This window comes from Thalassoglobus sp. JC818 (genome assembly GCF_040717535.1).
Taxonomy (GTDB): domain Bacteria; phylum Planctomycetota; class Planctomycetia; order Planctomycetales; family Planctomycetaceae; genus Thalassoglobus.
This window is the reverse complement of record NZ_JBFEFI010000002.1, coordinates 781,230-799,690: the sequence shown is the minus strand read 5'-3', so window position 1 is coordinate 799,690 and position 18,461 is coordinate 781,230. Positions and strand designations below refer to the sequence as shown.

Annotated in this window: 12 protein-coding genes; 4 read left to right on the top strand and 8 right to left on the bottom strand. The window is 53.0% G+C overall.

Translation table 11 applies throughout. The features are described from left to right. Positions 1–28: 28 nt before the first annotated feature. Positions 29–2,404 carry a DUF4159 domain-containing protein gene (locus AB1L42_RS07555; protein WP_367053055.1) on the top strand — a complete coding sequence of 792 codons (2,376 nt, stop codon included), beginning with the start codon at positions 29–31 and terminating at the stop codon, positions 2,402–2,404. A 98-nt stretch (positions 2,405–2,502) separates the two neighbouring features. Next, positions 2,503–4,161 carry a formylmethanofuran dehydrogenase subunit A gene (locus AB1L42_RS07550; RefSeq protein WP_367053053.1) on the top strand — a complete coding sequence of 553 codons (1,659 nt, stop codon included), beginning with the start codon at positions 2,503–2,505 and terminating at the stop codon, positions 4,159–4,161. A 72-nt stretch (positions 4,162–4,233) separates the two neighbouring features. Here AB1L42_RS07550 and AB1L42_RS07545 read toward each other — a convergent pair whose 3' ends face one another. The 3 genes from AB1L42_RS07545 to AB1L42_RS07535 form a co-directional block, all read right to left on the bottom strand. Further along, on the bottom strand, positions 4,234–4,980 hold the full coding sequence (locus AB1L42_RS07545; protein ID WP_367053051.1) for a segregation/condensation protein A: 747 nt from the start codon (positions 4,978–4,980) through the stop codon (positions 4,234–4,236). 149 nt (positions 4,981–5,129) lie between these two features. Beyond that, positions 5,130–8,324: a HEAT repeat domain-containing protein gene (locus AB1L42_RS07540; protein ID WP_367053049.1), complete on the bottom strand. Its 3,195-nt coding sequence runs from the start codon at positions 8,322–8,324 to the stop codon at positions 5,130–5,132. 132 nt (positions 8,325–8,456) lie between these two features. Further along, positions 8,457–9,677 (bottom strand): DUF1559 domain-containing protein, encoded by a 1,221-nt coding sequence (locus AB1L42_RS07535; protein WP_367053047.1) that lies wholly within the window; start codon positions 9,675–9,677, stop codon positions 8,457–8,459. A 637-nt stretch (positions 9,678–10,314) separates the two neighbouring features. Between AB1L42_RS07535 and AB1L42_RS07530 the strand changes: the two genes are divergently transcribed. Then, positions 10,315–11,130, top strand: a complete 816-nt coding sequence (locus tag AB1L42_RS07530; RefSeq protein ID WP_367053045.1) for a sugar phosphate isomerase/epimerase — start codon at positions 10,315–10,317, stop codon at positions 11,128–11,130. A gap of 189 nt (positions 11,131–11,319) precedes the next feature. Next, the gene (locus AB1L42_RS07525; protein ID WP_367053043.1) at positions 11,320–12,783 is read left to right on the top strand and encodes a hypothetical protein; all 1,464 of its coding nucleotides are present in this window, start codon (positions 11,320–11,322) and stop codon (positions 12,781–12,783) included. Positions 12,784–12,897: 114 nt separating this feature from the next. Here AB1L42_RS07525 and AB1L42_RS07520 read toward each other — a convergent pair whose 3' ends face one another. The 5 genes from AB1L42_RS07520 to dapB all read right to left on the bottom strand — a co-directional run bounded on the left by AB1L42_RS07520 (position 12,898) and on the right by dapB (position 18,310). Beyond that, on the bottom strand, positions 12,898–13,920 hold the full coding sequence (locus AB1L42_RS07520) for a rhomboid family intramembrane serine protease (protein ID WP_367053041.1): 1,023 nt from the start codon (positions 13,918–13,920) through the stop codon (positions 12,898–12,900). A gap of 74 nt (positions 13,921–13,994) precedes the next feature. Continuing rightward, positions 13,995–14,525, bottom strand: coding sequence for a hypothetical protein (locus AB1L42_RS07515; protein ID WP_367053039.1), 531 nt, complete (start codon positions 14,523–14,525; stop codon positions 13,995–13,997). 45 nt (positions 14,526–14,570) lie between these two features. Further along, positions 14,571–15,938 (bottom strand): threonine synthase, encoded by a 1,368-nt coding sequence (thrC, locus tag AB1L42_RS07510; protein ID WP_367053037.1) that lies wholly within the window; start codon positions 15,936–15,938, stop codon positions 14,571–14,573. A 258-nt stretch (positions 15,939–16,196) separates the two neighbouring features. Further along, positions 16,197–17,408, bottom strand: a complete 1,212-nt coding sequence (locus AB1L42_RS07505; protein ID WP_367053035.1) for a PmoA family protein — start codon at positions 17,406–17,408, stop codon at positions 16,197–16,199. 101 nt (positions 17,409–17,509) lie between these two features. Continuing rightward, a complete protein-coding gene (gene dapB / locus AB1L42_RS07500; protein ID WP_367053033.1) occupies positions 17,510–18,310 on the bottom strand; it encodes a 4-hydroxy-tetrahydrodipicolinate reductase in 801 nt (266 codons plus the stop codon). Positions 18,311–18,461: the final 151 nt, after the last annotated feature.

Sequence of the window (18,461 nt, the reverse complement as noted above, 5' to 3'; positions counted from 1 at the left end):
TTTCGGTTCGTCCAAGGAGGAGTTCAACATGCTCAATCGCAACATGGCCGGAATTGGATTCCTGGCGTTCATCGCATTCGTTTGTCTGTCACCTGCCCGACTGTTTTCTCAACAACAGCCCATCAGTGACGAACAGCTACGTGAGCAAGTTCTAAACGCGATTGAGCGAGGACAGCAGTATCTGATCGACAAGCAAGCTCGCAACGGAACCTGGACACCCGGGAATTTCGCAGCTTACAGCGACGGAGTGAACAGCCTTGCGACACTGGCACTGTTGAACTCTGGACTGTCACCGGATCATCCGAACGTCGATGCAGCGTTGAGCTATCTCGAGAATCCTCGAGTCGATCCCAACAAGACCTACGAAATTGCGATGGTGATCATGGCCCTCGCAGCGGGTGACAGGGCACCGGGGAAAATCGGCCGGCTCGCAGCTCGCTTGGAACGTATTCAGGAACGCGACGGCTTTTGGGGGTATGGAGATCTCGGCGGAGGAGACAACAGCAACACTCAGTTCGCAGTCTTAGGACTCCGTGAAGCGGTCTATGCTGGGGCCAGTGTCGACCGCGAGGTATGGGAACGCGTTCAGAACCACTTTATGAAAGCTCAGACCGGCAGTGTCGACAATCCCAACGGCGCAGGCTGGGCGTACACCGAAGGGGGCTCCGCGTACGGAAGCATGACCGTCGCTGGTCTGGCGTCGTTGATTATCACTCAGGAAATGCTGCAGGACGATTCTGACGTTGACGCTCAAGGTCGAATCGATTGCTGCGGAGCAGACGACAGCGAAGTCCAAAAGGCGATCGACGCTGGCGTCCGATGGCTCTCCAGTCATTTTCAAGTGCGCAGCAATCCCGGGGAAAGTGGATGGCTTTTGTACTATCTCTATGGGCTTGAACGTGCTGGCCGATTTTCTGGTCGTCGTTTTTTTGGCGATCACGACTGGTATCGCGAAGGGGCCAGATTTCTGGTCGATCGTCAAAGCCCGCGCGATGGATTCTGGATCAGCGAAACTCAACGCAATGAAATCGTTGGAACCAGCTTCGCGCTGCTGTTCCTCTCAAAGGGTCTCTCGCCGGTTCTGATCAACAAAATCAAGTACGGGCCCCGCGATCAACAAACACGTGATGTCGCTGGCAGAGCCTGGAATCAGCATCAGCGCGACGCCAACAATCTCACAACGTACATCTCCCAACGAGACCAGTGGCCAAAGCTGATGAGCTGGCAGGTCGTTGATCTGCGGGCAGCGGCGAACGGAGATGGCGTCGCATCGCTGTTGCAAAGCCCGGTTCAGCTGCTCACCGGTTCAGAAGATCTCGATACCATTCAGGGGCGCGAACTGGAACTTCTGCGGCAATACATTCTTCAAGGTGGATTCATCTTCGCGGTCAACAGTTGCCAGAGTGCCGAATTCCATGACGGATTTCGGGACCTGGTCAAACGCTTGTTTGACGATCAGTACCAGCTGTATCGACTCCCTGAGACGCACGATGTTTATCGCAGCGAAGAACTCTTCGACAACAATCCACCGGAGTTATGGGGCGTCGATGTGGGTTGCCGCACGGCGATCATGTATTCGGAGTTCGACCATGCGTGCCGCTGGAACAAGTGGACGCTCAGCGACTCTCGCGACCGTCTTCCGCAAATCAAGTCTCAGATCGATAAGTCGATGAAGCTGGGAGTAAATGTCATTGCTTACGCGACGGGGCGCGAACTTCAAGACAAACTCCGGACACCGCAGCTACTCACCGCGAGTGATCTCAATGAAATGAATCGCGGTCGCATGACGATCGCTCGCCTCCAGCACACCGGAGGCTGGGACACCGCCCCGAATGCTCTTCGTCGACTTCAATCCGCACTCGAAACTGTCGGAATCGATTCTGCTCCGCAGATGCCAAACTTACGAGCCAACGATCTGGCGATCTTCGAATACCCGATGATTTACATGCACGGCCGCAAGAACTTCTTTCTCAGCGAAGAAGAAACGGACGGCCTTCGGGCGTATCTGGAAAACGGCGGATTTCTCTTTGCCGATGCCTGTTGCGGGGCTGCCGAGTTCGACGAAAGTTTTCGACGGATGATCGAACAGATTTTCGGGGAACCGCTTTCCCGTATTCCTTCCGGGCATGAGATCTACAATTTGCAAACCGGTTACGATCTCCGCCGAGTGAATCGCAGAATCCCGCCGAATGGACAGGGAGGATCAATTCTCAATGTGAGAGACACAGTCGGCGAAGCTGTTCTCGAAGGAGTTCAAATCAACGGAAAATACGTTGTGGTCTACAGCAAATACGACATCAGTTGTGCGCTCGAACGGCAGTCGACTCCCGCCTGTGCTGGCTATTCGACCGAAGATGCTGCGAAGATCGGCGTGAATCTCGTTCTCTATGGCTTATTCCAGTAGAACTTGAATTGCACCTGCAACGCACAACTCAATTCGTCTCAGTGAAGCTGTTCGTACACTGCAGCTGAAACGTTCTAACTTCGAGCTCAAGTAACGCGATGGCACTTCTCAAGATACACGGTGGACGACTCTACGATCCGGCAAATGAAATCGATGGTGAAGTTCGTGACATCTGGATTGAAGACGGAGTGGTGATCGCAAAGTCTCAAGTGGCAGCCCGACATCCGGACCGCGAGATTGATGCGACAGGAATGATTGTCATGCCGGGTGGGGTTGATATGCACTGCCATATTGCAGGCCCGAAGGTCAATGCCGCACGAAAGATGCAGCCGGAAGACAAACGTAACTCTCCTCCCTACAAACGCACAAAGTCGATGCGTTCAGGAACGATAGGAAGCGTTCCCAGCACATTTGCAACGGGCTATCTCTACGCCGGACTCGGTTACACAACAGCCTTCGACGCAGCTGTGCCGCCGATTGCTGCTCGTCATGTTCATGAAGAATTTCAGGACACACCCGTCATCGACAAAGGCTTCTACCTGTTGATGGGAAACAATCACTATGTCCTGAAACAAATCGCTGCCGGTGAGAAAGACCGACTAAAATCGTATGTCGCCTGGCTTCTTGGAGCAGCCAAAGGGTACTCCGCCAAAATCGTCAATCCTGGCGGAGTGGAAGTCTGGAAACAGGGTGGCGGCAATGTCGGTTCACTCGACGACGAGATCGACCAGTTCCGAATCACGCCTCGCCAAATCGTTCAAGGAATCGCAGAAGCGACGAACGAGTTGGGACTTCCGCATCCACTCCACATTCACTGCAACAACCTGGGAGTTCCCGGAAACTACACAACCACTCTCGAGACTATGAAATCTCTCGAGGGGTTGCGCGGTCATCTGACGCATATTCAGTTTCACAGCTACGGAGGAGATCCCGACACTCAAGAAACCTTCTGCTCGAAAGTCCCGGAACTCGTCGAGTACGTCAACACACATGACAATCTAACCGTCGACGTTGGACAGGTCATGTTCGGAAGTACAACGTCCATGACCGGAGACGGACCGCTGGGATATTTCCTGCACAATGTCTTCGGAAGAAAGTGGTTCAGTTCTGACACAGAAATGGAAGCGGGCTGTGGGATTGTTCCGATCGAATACAAGAACAAGTCGATGGTTCACGCTCTGCAATGGGCGATCGGCCTCGAGTGGTACTTGCTGATCGACGATCCCTGGAGAGTCTCCATGAGCACCGACCATCCAAACGGTGGCTCATTCCTCGCGTACCCACAAATCATTGCCCTTCTCATGGAACGGGCTCGACGTGATGAGATGCTGCAAACAGTGCCAGCTGGCGTTCGTGATCACTGCACACTCGCCGAAATTGATCGCGAATACACTCTCTACGAAATCGCAATCATCACTCGAGCTGCCCCCGCGAGAATGTTAGGTCTCAAGCGGAAGGGGCAACTCGGACAAGGTGCTGACGGAGACGTGACCATCTATCAACCACAGGATGACCTGCAGCTGATGTTTGAGTTGCCTCGATATGTCATTCGACGCGGCGAAGTGATTGTCGACGATGGAGATCTGCGTTCCGACAGCGAAGGCAAACTGCTGTATGTCGCTCCTGAGTACGATCAGGAAGCTGTGCCGCACATCCAAAAGTGGTTTGAAGAATCGTACACCATGCAGTTCCGAAACTATCCCGTGGACTTCTCTGAACTCCATGACCACGAGCAAATCAACTGCCTGGATGACTGAAGTCGCATTGCAGGTTCTCAAGAGGAAGCAACAAGCTTGGGTGACTGCTAAAACGCGGAGAGAATCGTCAGATCACTCTGTTTCAGGGAGTGGTGGACGGATCACGATCTCGGCGAAGTCTTCATTCTGTTCCGCCCGATACCCGTGATGTCGAACGAGTTCCAGCACAGCGAGGAAGATCCCGACGATCTTCGATCGGATCGTCTCTTTCTCAAACAGAGAGCTGAACTTCACTTCCTGTTCTGCTTGAACACGCTGTGAAATCTGCTCGACGTATGTATGAATCGGTGTCTCGTCGTAACGAATGGTCGATTCGGACTCCACGTCCTGTTTCTTGAGAATTCGGCCGAGAGCACTGACCAAATCCCAAAGCTCAACTTCTTTGATGCGATCGATCGACGGGTCTTTTCCTGTCGATGGTCGTTCGTCCGCCAGTCGTGGATAACGCTCCTGCCACTCCGCAGCACGCTCCTGAAGAGCCAGAGCAGCATCTTTAAACTTCTTGTACTCAAGGAGTTGCTGCACGAGGTCGGAACGCGGGTCCTGCGACTCCTCGCTCAACTCGGGTTCGTCATCAGATGTCTCATTTGGCAGGACCATACGACTCTTGATCTCTACCAGAGTGCTGGCCATCACCACGAAATCTCCGACCAGATCGAGGTCGAGATGCTGCAAGACCATCAAGAAGTCTTGAAACTGCTGCGCGATCTCACCAATCGGCAAGTCTTTGATGTCCACTTCGTTTCGCCGCACCAGATAGAGCAGCAAATCGAGGGGACCAGTGAAGATTTCGAGTTCAACGCGATATTGATCAGACATGCCACACGAAGAATGAGGACGCACAAAACGCTTTCAATCCTCAAAGCGTAGCAAATCCCGCGAAACAAAGAGAGCGCGGAAATTCTATCTGTTTGAGTTCGCAATCACATACACAGACGTTGACTCGTTGTGAATTCACATCAGCGAACTCACTTCAGGTCAAGAACTTTCGAGTCCCCAGTTTTGACGTCTGTCACCGTGATCCCACTCGCTTCATCGCTGGCCATGACGAGTTGGTTAGTCTTGCTGCAATACTCAAAAGAAGTCCGCGACTCGACCGACCGCCCCAATTCCTGAAGCTCTCCTTTCCGCAAGTCCGACAAGCGGTAGAGCTTTCTGTTGACGACAATCAGTTCGTTGTCTTCGTCAAAAACCAGCAGCGGTTTGCCAGCGACAATCGTATGCCGCGAGAGTTCGCGTTGCCGTTCGAGGTCGTAGACAACAATCGTTCCGTCACCATATGCAGCGGCGACGAATTCGAGACTCGGCGAAATCGCCACCGACGTCATCGTCCCGGAACGAGTCGAGATCCTTCCAATCTGGTTGGCATCAAACACAATCTCACCAGTCTCGACCGACCAGACGAGTAAGGCGGAAGTCCCCCCAGCGAGCAGACGTCCCTCGTCGGCCAAAGCGATGGCAGCAGAGGTCTTCGGAATCGTCAGTCCACCCGTTGTATTTCGAGCCTCCAGACTCCAGATGCGGACGATCCCTTCGACATCAACCGTGGCAGCGAAGCGGCGATCAGATGTGGAAACGGTATCGCGAATGGCAGATGTGTGTCCTGGCACTTCGGTTGGATTGGTCAGACTTCCGTCGGATCCAAGATCATAGAAGAGTGCGCTCTTTGCGGAAGAAACCATGACCTGATTCAGTCCTTTCGAAACAACCATCCCTTTCGCTTTGGGAAGGTCAGTCCCTGACCAGAGTCGCTCGTCGCTCGAAACATTCCAGGTCTCTGTCATGCCGCGATTTCGGGACGCGACGATCATCACGCCATCTTCCGCAATCCCCACGGAACTGACATTGCCACGGACGACAACAACCTCATTTTCGCCTCCGCCTCCGGATCGGAAGAACAGAAAATAAACCGCCAGGAGAAGCACACAAGCTGCTCCCCCAATGACCGTGGCCATCCCGCCGGGGACAGAAGAAAGCCCCCCCATGTCAAAGCCAGCAAACATCGGGGCCTTCGAGACTTTCGAACGAGCCTTCTTTAGCTTTCGGCCCGCTTTGACAATCTCCGCTTCACTCCGTTCGTCACCCAGAGTCTCCAGCGACTTTAGAGCTGCACGCTTCACCATTAACTCATCATCGGCGGCGAGTTCTTCTAATTCGGTGATGGCTGATTTATCTCCCACTTCCCCGAGCAAGCTCGCAACTTGATAACGAACCTGAGGAAGCGGGTCGATCACCATATCCCGGATGACGGGCAAAGCATTGGATGACTTAAATCTCGCCAGAGAAATGAGCGCCTTGACTCGGACTTCGGATGTTTCGTGAAGCGCCGAGGTCAACACTTCGATCGCTTGTGGATCTCCCAGATCCCCTAATGCCTTCGCTGCTGACGCTCGAACGTCGTCCGCATGGTCTCGCTGCAAGACTCGTTCAAGTGCTGGGCGAGCGGCTGAATCGCCAACTGCACCGAGAGATTCCACAACACGGCGACGCAATTTGGCATCTGCGGAATCGAGAAGTTCGCAAAGGGGAAGGACAGATCGCGGATCGCGAAACTTATGAAGAACTTTGACCAGTCGATGCAGGACATCTGCATCGTGACGCCCATGAGTTTCCTTTTCCAAAAGTCCCAAAAGCTTCGGAACAATTCGCTTGTCGCCGAGCCGGGCAATCGCTTCCGCTGTTGTCAGTTGGACTTCCTGGTCGTCGCCCTCAAGGAACGGAGCGAGATTGGCGACGAAAGATTTGTCACCCAACTCTCCCAAACCAATGATCGCGTTTTGCTGAACTTCTCTCGAAGGGTCCTTCAATGCTTCCACGAGAACTGGAGCAGCCTTTTTGGACTTCGATCGAGCCAGCCCTTTGATCGCATTCTGGCGAATCTCCGGATCAGGATCAGACGCTAGCTTCATCAACGGTCGAAGTGTCTTGGGATCATCGATCTCAACCAATGCTTCGGTTGCAATTTGTCTGATCGGTAGAGAGTCATGATTAAGAATCGCGGCCAGTGCATCGACGCTGTTCTCCGATTTCAGTTCACGCAATGCCGAAATCGCAGCATGTCTCAAGGCATCTGTACTGGACGGAGAGGTTACAACTCCGAGTAACGGTTTGAGAGCAGGCTCACCCAGCCGAGCGATTGAAGAAGCAATTCGAATTCGATGCTCGGGATTGATTGTTTGAACATAGAGAAGCGGCAGGACAACGTTCGCGACGCCAAAATTCCCAGCTGCGCGAATTGCTGCTTCAACTTCCTCGGAAGAAGAACTCAAAAGAGTTCGTAGCACCGGCTCGAACCCTTGTGCGATTCTTAGTTTGCCGATTGCTCGAATCGCATCGGGACGAACCTGATCCGACATCTTGGGAAGCAACCCGAGAACAGCTTCCCCGCCAGATTGACTGTGCAGCTCGACGATTTTTCGAATCGCTTCGCGAGCGTCTTTCGACTTTCTGTAGTCGAGTGGAGTTTCCGCGTGGCGTTCAATGAGTTGAACGTACTTTTTGACTTTTCCTTTTCTCGCCTGATCGCTGCTGGTCGGACTTTCAATCAGCGTCAAATCTGTCTCGCGAATGGCATTCTGGACGACTTCAGCAAGTTGCCGACGCAAGACGTGTTCCGGAGTTTCCTCTTCTTTCTGCGAGGACTTCGATTGTCCTGAATCTGAAACTTTGAGCTTTGGAAGACGCACTGCCTTGCCGCAGGAAGGGCATCGAACTTCCGCACCAGCGAGATCGATCGGTGCTTTCACAACACGTTGACAGTGTCCGCACTGGGTCGAAACCCTGTCGGACTTCTCGACCAATTCCTCCTTCGGCGTCGCTTCACCAACATCTGCAAGCTCAACCTGATCCTGCGAGAGATTGCTTCTCCCAGTAACTGACGGTTTCGGCTCACTTGAGGCGGCGGAAAGATGATCGACACCGGACGGTGCTGACGTGCTCGCTGTCACTCCAGTTTTTCGCGAACCAATACGATCACTCGATTCACGAAGACTTGATTGCGACGGTCGATTCGTCTCAGAAGACGAAGCCCCATTTGAGACACCAACGCGAGTTCCGCAATCGCGACAACGCAGCATTGCCCGGGGGATCTTTGCTCCGCACTTCGGACAGTCACGATCAGCTTCAGGAACCAGTGGAGAATTCACTTTTGATGATTGGCTCATATCGAGAGAGTCGGTCGACAGCTAACTTACGATTGGCAAGTCGTTTGTAGCTCGATGAAAACACAAGAAACCGGAAGTCGGTTTACACCGACTCCCGGTAGTTGAATTTGTCAGACAATCAACAAATCCGACTTATTCAAAGTTTCCTTTGATGGTTGAACCGCGGATGATGTCGATTCCACCGTAGTTGGTGGTTTTCGTCAGTTCCACTGTTCCATCGAGGTATCCATCGCCAGCATCGAATGCTGTGGTTGGCTGGAAACCTGGGTTGAGGTAGCCGTCGCCGTTCAGGTCGCGGAAGGTACGAACACTTCCGTCAGCCATCAGGATGTTACAAGAAGGCTGTGAACCTGCACCGTGCAGAGCGAGCCAGTCGCGAGTGTCCTGCAACCAGATGATGCCATCGCCAGCGAGTGATCCGTCTTCGTTTCCACGATCGATACCAGCTGGTGTGTTCTCGGTTGGGAGAATGTCGAATTTCCAAGCGTGGACGCCGCCAGCTGTCAGAACAACGTCTGCTGTGGTCACGAGAACGATGTTGTCACCGGAAGACTGAGCAGGACCGTCGTTGAATGATTCAACGAGTCGTGCGTTTGCGGAAGCCAGACCTGGAAGATCTTCAACCAGAACAGCTTCGTCAGCATCCCCAGGAGCAGCGTCGCCAAGCATTGCGATTGCGCTGGAAACGATTGGTGAAGTTTCAACGACACTCAGAGTGATTGGACCGTTAGATCCGCCGAGACCTTTAGTTCCTGAAGTTGGAACGAGGTTTCCTGATCCGTCGTCGACAGTACGAACACCGGATCGAACCATGTGCCAGCTACTTGCGTAGTTGGTTGAGTAACCTTGTGTCAGGATTCGGTCAACGAGGAAAGTTCCACGAGTACCAGCTGCGAGTGAAGTCAAACCGTCAGTACTGTTGCACAATCCGGTGTCGAGACGAGAAACAGGAGCTCCGTCTTTTCCGTCGGTTGTATCTGCACCGAGAAGGTCGTTGACCTTTTCTGAGTACTGAAGAGGGTTTGATGGGCAGATCATCTCTGAAGGATAAGCTGCTCCGATGTTGACGAGGTCGGCAACCCAACCCCAAGTGTCAACACATCCGTCACGACGGAAGTCGTAAGCACCTGTGCAAAGACGCTTCTGAGGATCTTGTTCTGCGAATGTGTAGAAACCGATTCCGAACTGACGAAGGTTGTTTTTGCAAGATGCACTTCGTGCTGCTTCGCGAGCTCGCTGAACAGCTGGCACCAGCAGGGCCACGAGAATAACGATAACGGCGATCACAACTAGCAGTTCGATCAGTGTGAATCCGCGACGATCTGCGGATCGCTTCAACATTGTACGCTTCATTGAGTTTCTCCTGGGATACTCATGATGGGGACTCAACTGCTTCTAACTTCCAAACAGTTAAGCCACGAAAAAAACTAAAAACATTTCCAACTCACAACAGAACACTCTGCTGCGATAGACTTTCAATGGACTCTGAGCACTTAATCTATGAGGGCGACACTCCTTCTGTTTTGGATGATGTTTCGGCTCAAAGAGTGCAGCCCACATGAAGATCACTCGCTTCGCACTTCGAACCCGCGTTTTATGTCAGTCTCTACAGTCGCTATCCCGACAGATGTATTCGTGCCTGTTGAACTTCTACGTCACACGAAGTCCCTTCAACCACACTGCCCGCCATGGCATCTATTGATGAAAATCTTCCAGTGAAGATGAGTGGGTGAGGACGTACTCTCATTGCTCTTGATTACTGATCTGGTGCGGATGCTAGCCCTCAAAAAAGAAGATTTCGTGAACGATGTGCGAAATCATGTTTAGAATCGATTTCTGTTCTAAAGTCGCTTGAACAGCTTAAAAATTGTGCCCTTTGCCTTGGTTCGATATGCTCTGTTCACGCAAGCCAAAGTGATCGCAGCAACTTGTCTGCGGACACGTTCACAGATTCTTCACACACTCTTCCATCAATCTCGACAGAGTTCCCATGACACAATTCCGATACTCGCTCAACTCAAGCACAATCAAACCTACTCCGATTCTGGAGAAAATTCGCGTCGCTTCAGAAGCGGGCTACGACGGAATTGAGCTTTGGCATGCAGACATCGATCTACACTTGGAAGCCGGCGGAACGCTGGCGGAAATCAGACAGGCCGTCGACGATCACGGACTGGCCGTTCCTACAACAGTCATGTTGAAAGGCTGGTGCGAACCGGATGGACCTGCTGACCAGGAAGGCATCGCAGAATGCCGCAGACGTATGGAGCAGGCAGTCGCTGTTGGGGCTCCTCATTCGGTCGCTGGGCCTCCGCACTTTGATGTCGACTTCAGTCTCGCTGCTGAGCGCTATCATCGACTTCTCGAGATCGGACTCGAGATGGGCGTTCGCCCGTCGATGGAGTACCTCGGGTTTGCACAGGAAGTCAACTCGATTGCCACTGCACTGCGAATCATGAATGAATCGAAGCACCCCGAAGCAACAATCGTTCTCGACCCGTTTCACGATTTCCGTGGCGGAGCAGGACACGATGACATCGCGCAACTTCGCCCCGAACAGATCGCGGTCTGCCATTTCGACGATGCCCCAGCCTCGCCACCTGCCGGAGAACAAAGAGACCCGGATCGCGTGATGCCCGGCGAGGGAGTCATTGATCTCAAAAAGTTCATCGCCCTGCTTCGACAGATCGGCTACTCAGGTTTTATCTCGCTCGAATTGTTTCGCGAAGACCTGTGGGCAGCGGACCCACTTTCCGTGGCGAAGTCTGGCCTGAAAGCGATGAAGGCAATCTGCGACCCGAGTTGATCGATTTCCGAATGTTGCTGAAAGGAAACAAACTGGTAATCGCAGATCGATTCGGATGGTTGTACACGTTCTGACGGTTTCGCCAATCTTGCGACAGATAATTCGGTCGTCAATTCTCCGATGCTGTAAGTTGGAGTATCGCATCATCAATGACGCCATTTGCCAACTGTTGCTATCGGGAAACCGTCTATGCCCAACGATCGACGAGTCATCTGCCTTGAGTTGAACGAGCTTTCTCCTGAACTCCTCGAACTGTTCATGAATGAAGGAGAACTCCCCGCCCTCGACAGGCTACGAAACCAATCGATCGTTGCTAAAACGGATGCAGAAGCTTCAGGAAAGTGGCTCCACTCGACGACTCAGTGGCACACCATCTATTCCGGCCTTTCGCATCAGGTCCATCAACAGGACCATCTCGCACTCCCTCCAAGCCTACAAGCGTCCCCAGTTGTCCAATCGATTGCCGACTCGGGTAAGTCCATCGCCCAATGTGGGTCTTGCCTCGACGACGATGTTGACCAGCCACTCCATGACGAGCTCTGCGAGTCGACTTCGCCAATCACGCAACTGATCTCAAATGATGAACTCGAACTTCTGTCCCGGTTCTTTGTTCAACGAGCCACTGACGACCGAGACCACTCAACACCGATCGGTGCCCGGGAGGTTCTTGGACTGTTCAGTTCGTTGAGGAAACGCGGACTCACCAGTCAGACAGCACAAAGAATTCTTCGACAACTGTTCGCCGAAAGAACTCGTTCAGTCCGCTGGAAACGACCACTCCTGCTGGATGCGATTCAATGCGATCTGTTCGAAAAGCACTACACCACTCATCGTCCGACTCTCTCTGTTTTTCGCTCGCAGGCAGCTTCTCACTTTCAACGTCGCTACTGGCGATATTTCCAACCTGAACTCTTTCCGATTCGTGCTTCCGCTTCGGACCTGCTGACCTTTCGCACAGCACTTCTGGAGTGCTATCGCAGCATTGATCAAACCGTCGAAAGATTCCTCAGGCTGGACCCGCAAGCCACGATCATGGTCATCTCAGGCCTAGGACAACGTGCGTTCCCGGAACATGACGAAACAGGTTCCTCGCGAGAGTCGACATTCGTCGGACAGGGATTTCTTGAGAGACTTCTCGGCTCCAATCACAGCGTCTTCTCCGAACCGACATTCGGCCCTGAATTCCGTTTGCGATTCGAAAACCGCGAAGCTGCCACCGCTGCTGCGAATGCACTTGAGTCACTCGTAGACTCCGAAGGTCATCCGGCGTTCGAGATTCGACAGCATGGAAATCGACTGACCGGAATCGCCACCCGACGCAGCATCGCAGCAAAGGAAGAATTGCTAACCGATCAAAGAACCCAGCAGACGGTGTTGCTCTCAGAACTCATCAGAGTCGAACAAAATCCGCTCAGCAGCCACGTCGATTCCGAAGGCATCTTCTGGGTCCGACAACCTGGCATTCGACATCGAGCCGTTCAACAACCGATCTCTCTGAGACAGATCGCTCCAACAATTCTGGACATCCTCGACCTTCCCTGCCCACCTGAACTGCAAGGGACTTCGCTTTTCGAAGCTCCAGTCGAAAGCGTTTCACCAGTTCGAAGCCATCACCTTCAGACAGGACGTCGACCAGTTTCCGCGAAGTGCTAGAGCAAGTTGCTCCTTCCTGTGCACTCGCTTGAGTTGTTTCAGAAAGTAAAAGGCTGTGCTTGCTCGTGCGGGACGGTGCCAACCAAATCTGAAGATCCTCTAAGCCAGCAAGCCTCAGCGTCTGTAGCGGCGACTTGATTCGGCGAGGAATTCTCGCTCCTCGGCGGTTAGGCTCGCTTCACCAGACTCGCTGATCTTCTGCAGGATCTGATCGACTCGGTCGGCAATGTCAGAAGGAATTTGTGTCCTCATCGAGGAGCTGTTCTCTTCCTGCGGTGAAGGACGATGCACCTTCAACTTTGGTCCTCGAACGCGCCGACTCAGTTTGTTGAAAGAGAAACCCTTCGGCAGCATCGAAGAGATCTGCCAACCACGACGGTAGTAAAGGAATCCAAACAACATCCCCCCGATGTGGGCTGAGTGAGCGATGTGATCGACGCGATTCCCACCTGTGAATTGCCTGATCATCGGAAGAAAGTCCATTCCCGCAGAAATGATGACCAGCAGAATCACCGGAACAGGAATCAGACCGTAGATGTACCAGCGATGATGCGGCCAGTTCATGGCATACAAAACCAGCACCGCAGAAACTGCTCCCGAGGCTCCCACCGCAGCCACGTTCTCACCGTTGATGAGCCCCCAGATGATATAGAATACTGCCGAAAAAACCCCGGCCGCCAGATAGAACCAAAGAAACTCATACTGACCGTACTTGTACGAGACCTGTCGACCAGCGAGATACAAGAGCCACATATTGAAAACGATGTGCCAGATCGTTTCGGTGGAGTGAAGAAAATCGTAGGTCGTCAGACGCCAGATCTGGCCCTGGAGAACTTTCGTCGTTTCCAGCGTCATCCAGCGATTCAGAACAGGCGTATCGGGCAGGCGATTCTGCTCCCGAAGCTGTTTGTAGACTTCCTCGAGATTGGCGTTCTGAGGAACAATCGGGGCGTTCATCTCGAAGCGAGTTTTGAACTCGTCAAAACTCATCGGGCTTTTGATGACGAGTTGACCGATGAAGACAATCACATTGACGATGATCAGCGTCTTGACAATGTTTTGCATCCATGGGTGCGAACTCCCCCCGAACTGGTAGGAAGTCTCGTCACGCATGTAATCCCGGTTCTCAACACCCATAGCTTCAATGTGTCCCTACGAAGAGGATCGCCACCCGGTCGGATCGACAATCTTCGGTCAATTGCGATGTTCGTCTAACTTCGCATGTGGGAGGATGATAACTCACTGGACTGTGGAGACCAGTGGACAATCTCATCGAGAAGCGTTTGGAACTCAGAGTGTTGCCGAATGCCCGCGACCAGCGCGTAGAACGGGATTTGCCGCCGCTGAAGCTCGCTTTGCAATTGCGGCAGAATCATCTTCTTGAAGTAGTTCTGCTGACGTTGTCTGACCCAGACAAAGCAACCATAGAGCAGCGGAAGCGTTAAGCCCGGGACAATGTACCAGTAAGACCAGCCCAGACCCACAAGTCCATGAATGAAGATGATAGACCAGACCAGCAACATCGCTGTCACAAACAGCGGGAGTGCCCCGGCTGTGTGGAGTCGTTCGTTTGCCTGCACCAGAAACCCATACAACTGGGCGTCATGAATGCCATCTCTGAGTTCATCCTTCTGGTACGGCTTGCAAACGAGCTCACCCGATTCACGAGAGACCAAGACCATCTCTCCCTCCTCGGGCAGATAATCCGCGAGGTACTCAAGTTCCTCATACGGGCTGAACACGAAGGCTTCCTCCAATCGGAACGGCTCATCAAGAATCGTCAAATTCTACGAAATTTGGCGAATTACTTCCATGATTTTTTCATAGTCATTTTCAACTTGAATCGGGGAATTCACATAGTTGTTTCCAGATTGTCCATTTTTCCCCGTGTGATAATCCACTGTCGCGGTTGAATCTTTCAGTTGATGGCCCGTCAGGATACACACCACTCGATCGCTGGGGGCAATCACTCCCTGTTCTCTTAATAGTCGAGCCCCTGCCACGCTCGCCCCACTGGCCGGTTCGCATCCCAGTCCACCGACTCCAACCTGAGCTTTGCCGTCGAGAATATCAGGATCGTCGACTTCGCGAACGACTCCATCGCAGAAATCCAATGCTCGCAGGCACTTCATCAAATTCACCGGGCGATTGATTTCGATCGCACTCGCCAGCGTGCTCGCTCGTCGATTGTCCGCATCCATCGCCTGATAAAACTCGTTCACCAAGGCTTCGTCAGGTTGCCCACCGTTCCAGCACAGTCCCTTTTCTTCGACGAGCTGATAGAGCGTATTCGCTCCGCGAGCATTGATGACCGCCAGACGCGGCACACGATCGATTAAACCCAACTCTTTCAGCTCCATGAAGGCTTTGCCGAAAGCGCTTGAATTCCCCAGATTCCCTCCGGGAACGACGATCCAGTCGGGAACTTCCCAGTTCAGCCCTTCGAGAACCCGATACATGATCGTCTTCTGCCCCTCGAGCCGGAAGGGATTCACACTGTTGCAGAGATAAATATTCGCTGCCCGACAAACTTCTCGCACCTGCTTCAGTGCGTCGTCGAAGTCCCCCTGAATCTGAAGGGTGACCGCCCCGTAATCCAGTGCCTGAGACAGCTTTCCGTAGGCAATCTTGCCGCTGCCGACGAAAACAATCGTCTTGAAGAGTTTGGTCACGCCGGAATAAATGGCCAATGAGGCGCTCGTATTTCCGGTCGATGCACAAGCTGCCATCGACGCCCCGACAATTCGGGCATGAGTCGACGCGGCTGTCATGCCGTTGTCTTTGAAACTTCCGGAGGGGTTCAGACCCTCGTATTGCAGAAACAGATTCTTGTCGTCGACCCCAACGAACTTCGCGACATGCTCACTTTGCTGAAGCTGTGTCTGCCCTTCCCCGATCGTCACAATTTTGTCATCGGGAGCGAACGGAAGAAGTTCTCGAAATCGCCACACACCGCTGAAATCAAGCGGATTGCGACGCGATGACCAGCGACGCTCGAATTCTTTGAGGCTGCTCGGGACGGGCACACGATCCCAGTCGTACTGGATATCGAGCAAGTCACCGGTTTCGGGACAGGCCGTCAAAACCTCATCGACCCCGTAAGTGGTGGTATGAATCGGGTTGATACTGGATTGAAAAGCGAGTTCGGTAGCCATGTCTCTCTTCTTTATGACCGCGTCAGCAGCCACTCAACCGATCCGTTGATTCAATCGAATCTTCAAATCGTTGGAATCAAAAATTTCTCGTCGCCCGACTCAGGTGTTTTGCTCGAAACCGTCCTTGTACCTTGTCGCAGAACCGTTGACTGCCCAAAGACTTACTGCTCGCTCAACCATGCAACGCGCTCCTTGCGATTGATGCCCGGTTCGCTCCCGCGAACACATCACTCGTCGAACAAACGAGACGATGGCTTGTCAGGGAACGATTGTCAATGCGTCCTCACGACCGAACGCCGTCCACAGCTGATCGATCCGTTCACGATCAGGCTCTCCGTCGAAGGTGAGGTAAGCATACCGAGACCGGAAAGGCTGTCCGGGCTCCAACAAAAACTCTCCGAGCACACATGGTGAAAAAACGAAATACGGCTTCGTCGGATGCAATCGAACTGGTTGAGGGCTCCGAAAATTTTCCGGATGCGAAAACATGGCAGCACCGCACTGCTTTCCGGAAACGTGTCCGAAAACACTGACCCAGTCCGGACGTGAATGGTTCCCCTCAATCCTGTCGCTGGTCTCATTCGTCACCATCGAATGCCCCTGCTCCGAGAAGAAATCACCCGCCCCGCGAAATGCGAATCCGCCGTAATGATATTCATCAATCGTGAGCGGAGTCTCTGCGACACAGGTCTGGACCGATTCAATTTCGAAGTAATGCGGATCGGCAATCGCAAATAGACGGATCGTCCAGACTTCATCGAGGACGTCCTGATCTTCAGATTTCGTGACGATATGGGCCAACCGAACGGTCAATTCACCAAAGACCGGCCCGGAGACCATGTTCAGAACTTCCCGATGCTCGACAGTTCCGGTCTCTGCTTTCTGGTTCCAGAAATCAACCCGTTCTCCCTCGAACGTCGTCTTCGTCCAGGCGGAAAAGATGGCGTGTTGATGCAAGTGATCCGCCGGAAACTCGTCTGTGACAACCACTCCCTCCGGCGACCACGCAGGATGAATATGACCACTCCGACGAAAAACGGGATCGGCCCCCTCTGGAGGAGAAACGACATCCACGTTGTAAGCGAGCACGTTTTTGTCAGTCAGACGCATAATCACTCGCCCCGCTTCGCGTGCGACCGTGACCTTTTCCGTGGCTGGCTCTGCTGACTCACGAATGGCAAACTCTGGCGTTTCTCCCGCATTGACGGCGTCCTGCAGAATGAAAACACATCGATCCGAGTTCCCGATTCTCTGAGCTTCGGTCACTTTTTGCGTTCTAAGATCGACGACCTCCAGCTGATCTACTTTCTTCAAACTCTTTGGAATCGCAGCTTGGACGGGACAATCTGCGAGTTCAATCTCAGACGTTGGAAGCTTAAACGTGTGATCCTCAGCGACGGTCACTTCATTCAGCGTCGCCACTAAGAGAGCAATGGTGACCAATAAGATCGTGCTGTTCAGCAAACGCATGAAACAATCCTCCAGACTCGGCCATCACTCGTGAAGTGGAGACTCATCGACTGTTTTCGACGATCGCCCAACGCCATTCATCTCAGATCGATTCGACTTTCTCAAAGATTGAGAACGTCCTGCATGGAATATAACCCCGCAGGCTTCCGGACAGCAAACTTGGCAGCCGTCAGAGCACCGTAGGCATAGCTGTCGCGCGTATGACCGCGAACGTAGACTTCGAGCGTTTCGCCCATCATCCCGAAGACAATCTGGTGCTCACCGACGTTGTCTCCCGTTCTGAGTGCATGATAGCCGATTTCGGACTGCGGACGTTGACCGCTTCTCCCTTCGCGGCCATGAATGTGTTCTGTTTGGCCCATTTCCCGGGCCACAACTTCTCCAAACTTGAGAGCTGTCCCACTCGGGGCGTCTTCCTTGAACCGGTGATGCCGCTCGATGATTTCAACGTCGACGCCACCCGGAAGATTCTTCAGAGCGCGTCCCGCTTCAGCCACGAGTTTCATCGCGAGATTCACCGCGAGACTCATGCTCGGAGCAATTACAAGTGCTGTTTCTTGAGACGTCGCGACAACCGCTTCCCGTTGACTCTCTGTCAATCCTGTCGTCGCTTCGACGAGTGGAATGCGCCGTTCCGCACACACTTTGGAAATCGCGAGCGCCCCTTCAGGAGTTGAAAAGTCGATGACCGCATCGACTCGATCAGGCAGTTCAGAAGTGACCGGTACTCCAATCTCGCCAATCCCTGCAATTTGACCGGCATCCTTCCCGAGCGAAGGACTTCCCGGAGCATCGATCGCTGCCACGAGATTCAGTTCCGGATCTTGATGGCTGAGGGCAATCAAACGTTGTCCCATCCGGCCTGCGGCTCCGTTGATAGCGATATTAAATTGATCCGACATGTGACTTCGATTTTCCACTGACGAGTGATTCTCTGATCCAAACTATGCTCGAAAGCACGAGCCCAGAATAGCAAATCGGTCGTGATTACGCAGTCGATGGACCGATTTCAGCTGCAATCAGAAAGCCGAAACGAACTGCCCACCCCGCCGC

Excerpts from the sequence above, each read along its gene's own strand:
- AB1L42_RS07535 (WP_367053047.1), bottom strand. The coding sequence starts at position 9,677 with ATGAAGCGTACAATGTTGAAGCGATCCGCAGATCGTCGCGGATTCACA.
- AB1L42_RS07545 (WP_367053051.1), bottom strand. The coding sequence starts at position 4,980 with ATGTCTGATCAATATCGCGTTGAACTCGAAATCTTCACTGGTCCCCTC.
- AB1L42_RS07550 (WP_367053053.1), top strand. The coding sequence starts at position 2,503 with ATGGCACTTCTCAAGATACACGGTGGACGACTCTACGATCCGGCAAAT.
- AB1L42_RS07525 (WP_367053043.1), top strand. The coding sequence starts at position 11,320 with ATGCCCAACGATCGACGAGTCATCTGCCTTGAGTTGAACGAGCTTTCT.
- AB1L42_RS07505 (WP_367053035.1), bottom strand. The coding sequence starts at position 17,408 with ATGCGTTTGCTGAACAGCACGATCTTATTGGTCACCATTGCTCTCTTA.
- thrC (WP_367053037.1), bottom strand. The coding sequence starts at position 15,938 with ATGGCTACCGAACTCGCTTTTCAATCCAGTATCAACCCGATTCATACC.
- AB1L42_RS07540 (WP_367053049.1), bottom strand. The coding sequence starts at position 8,324 with ATGAGCCAATCATCAAAAGTGAATTCTCCACTGGTTCCTGAAGCTGAT.
- AB1L42_RS07530 (WP_367053045.1), top strand. The coding sequence starts at position 10,315 with ATGACACAATTCCGATACTCGCTCAACTCAAGCACAATCAAACCTACT.
- AB1L42_RS07555 (WP_367053055.1), top strand. The coding sequence starts at position 29 with ATGCTCAATCGCAACATGGCCGGAATTGGATTCCTGGCGTTCATCGCA.
- AB1L42_RS07520 (WP_367053041.1), bottom strand. The coding sequence starts at position 13,920 with ATGGGTGTTGAGAACCGGGATTACATGCGTGACGAGACTTCCTACCAG.
- dapB (WP_367053033.1), bottom strand. The coding sequence starts at position 18,310 with ATGTCGGATCAATTTAATATCGCTATCAACGGAGCCGCAGGCCGGATG.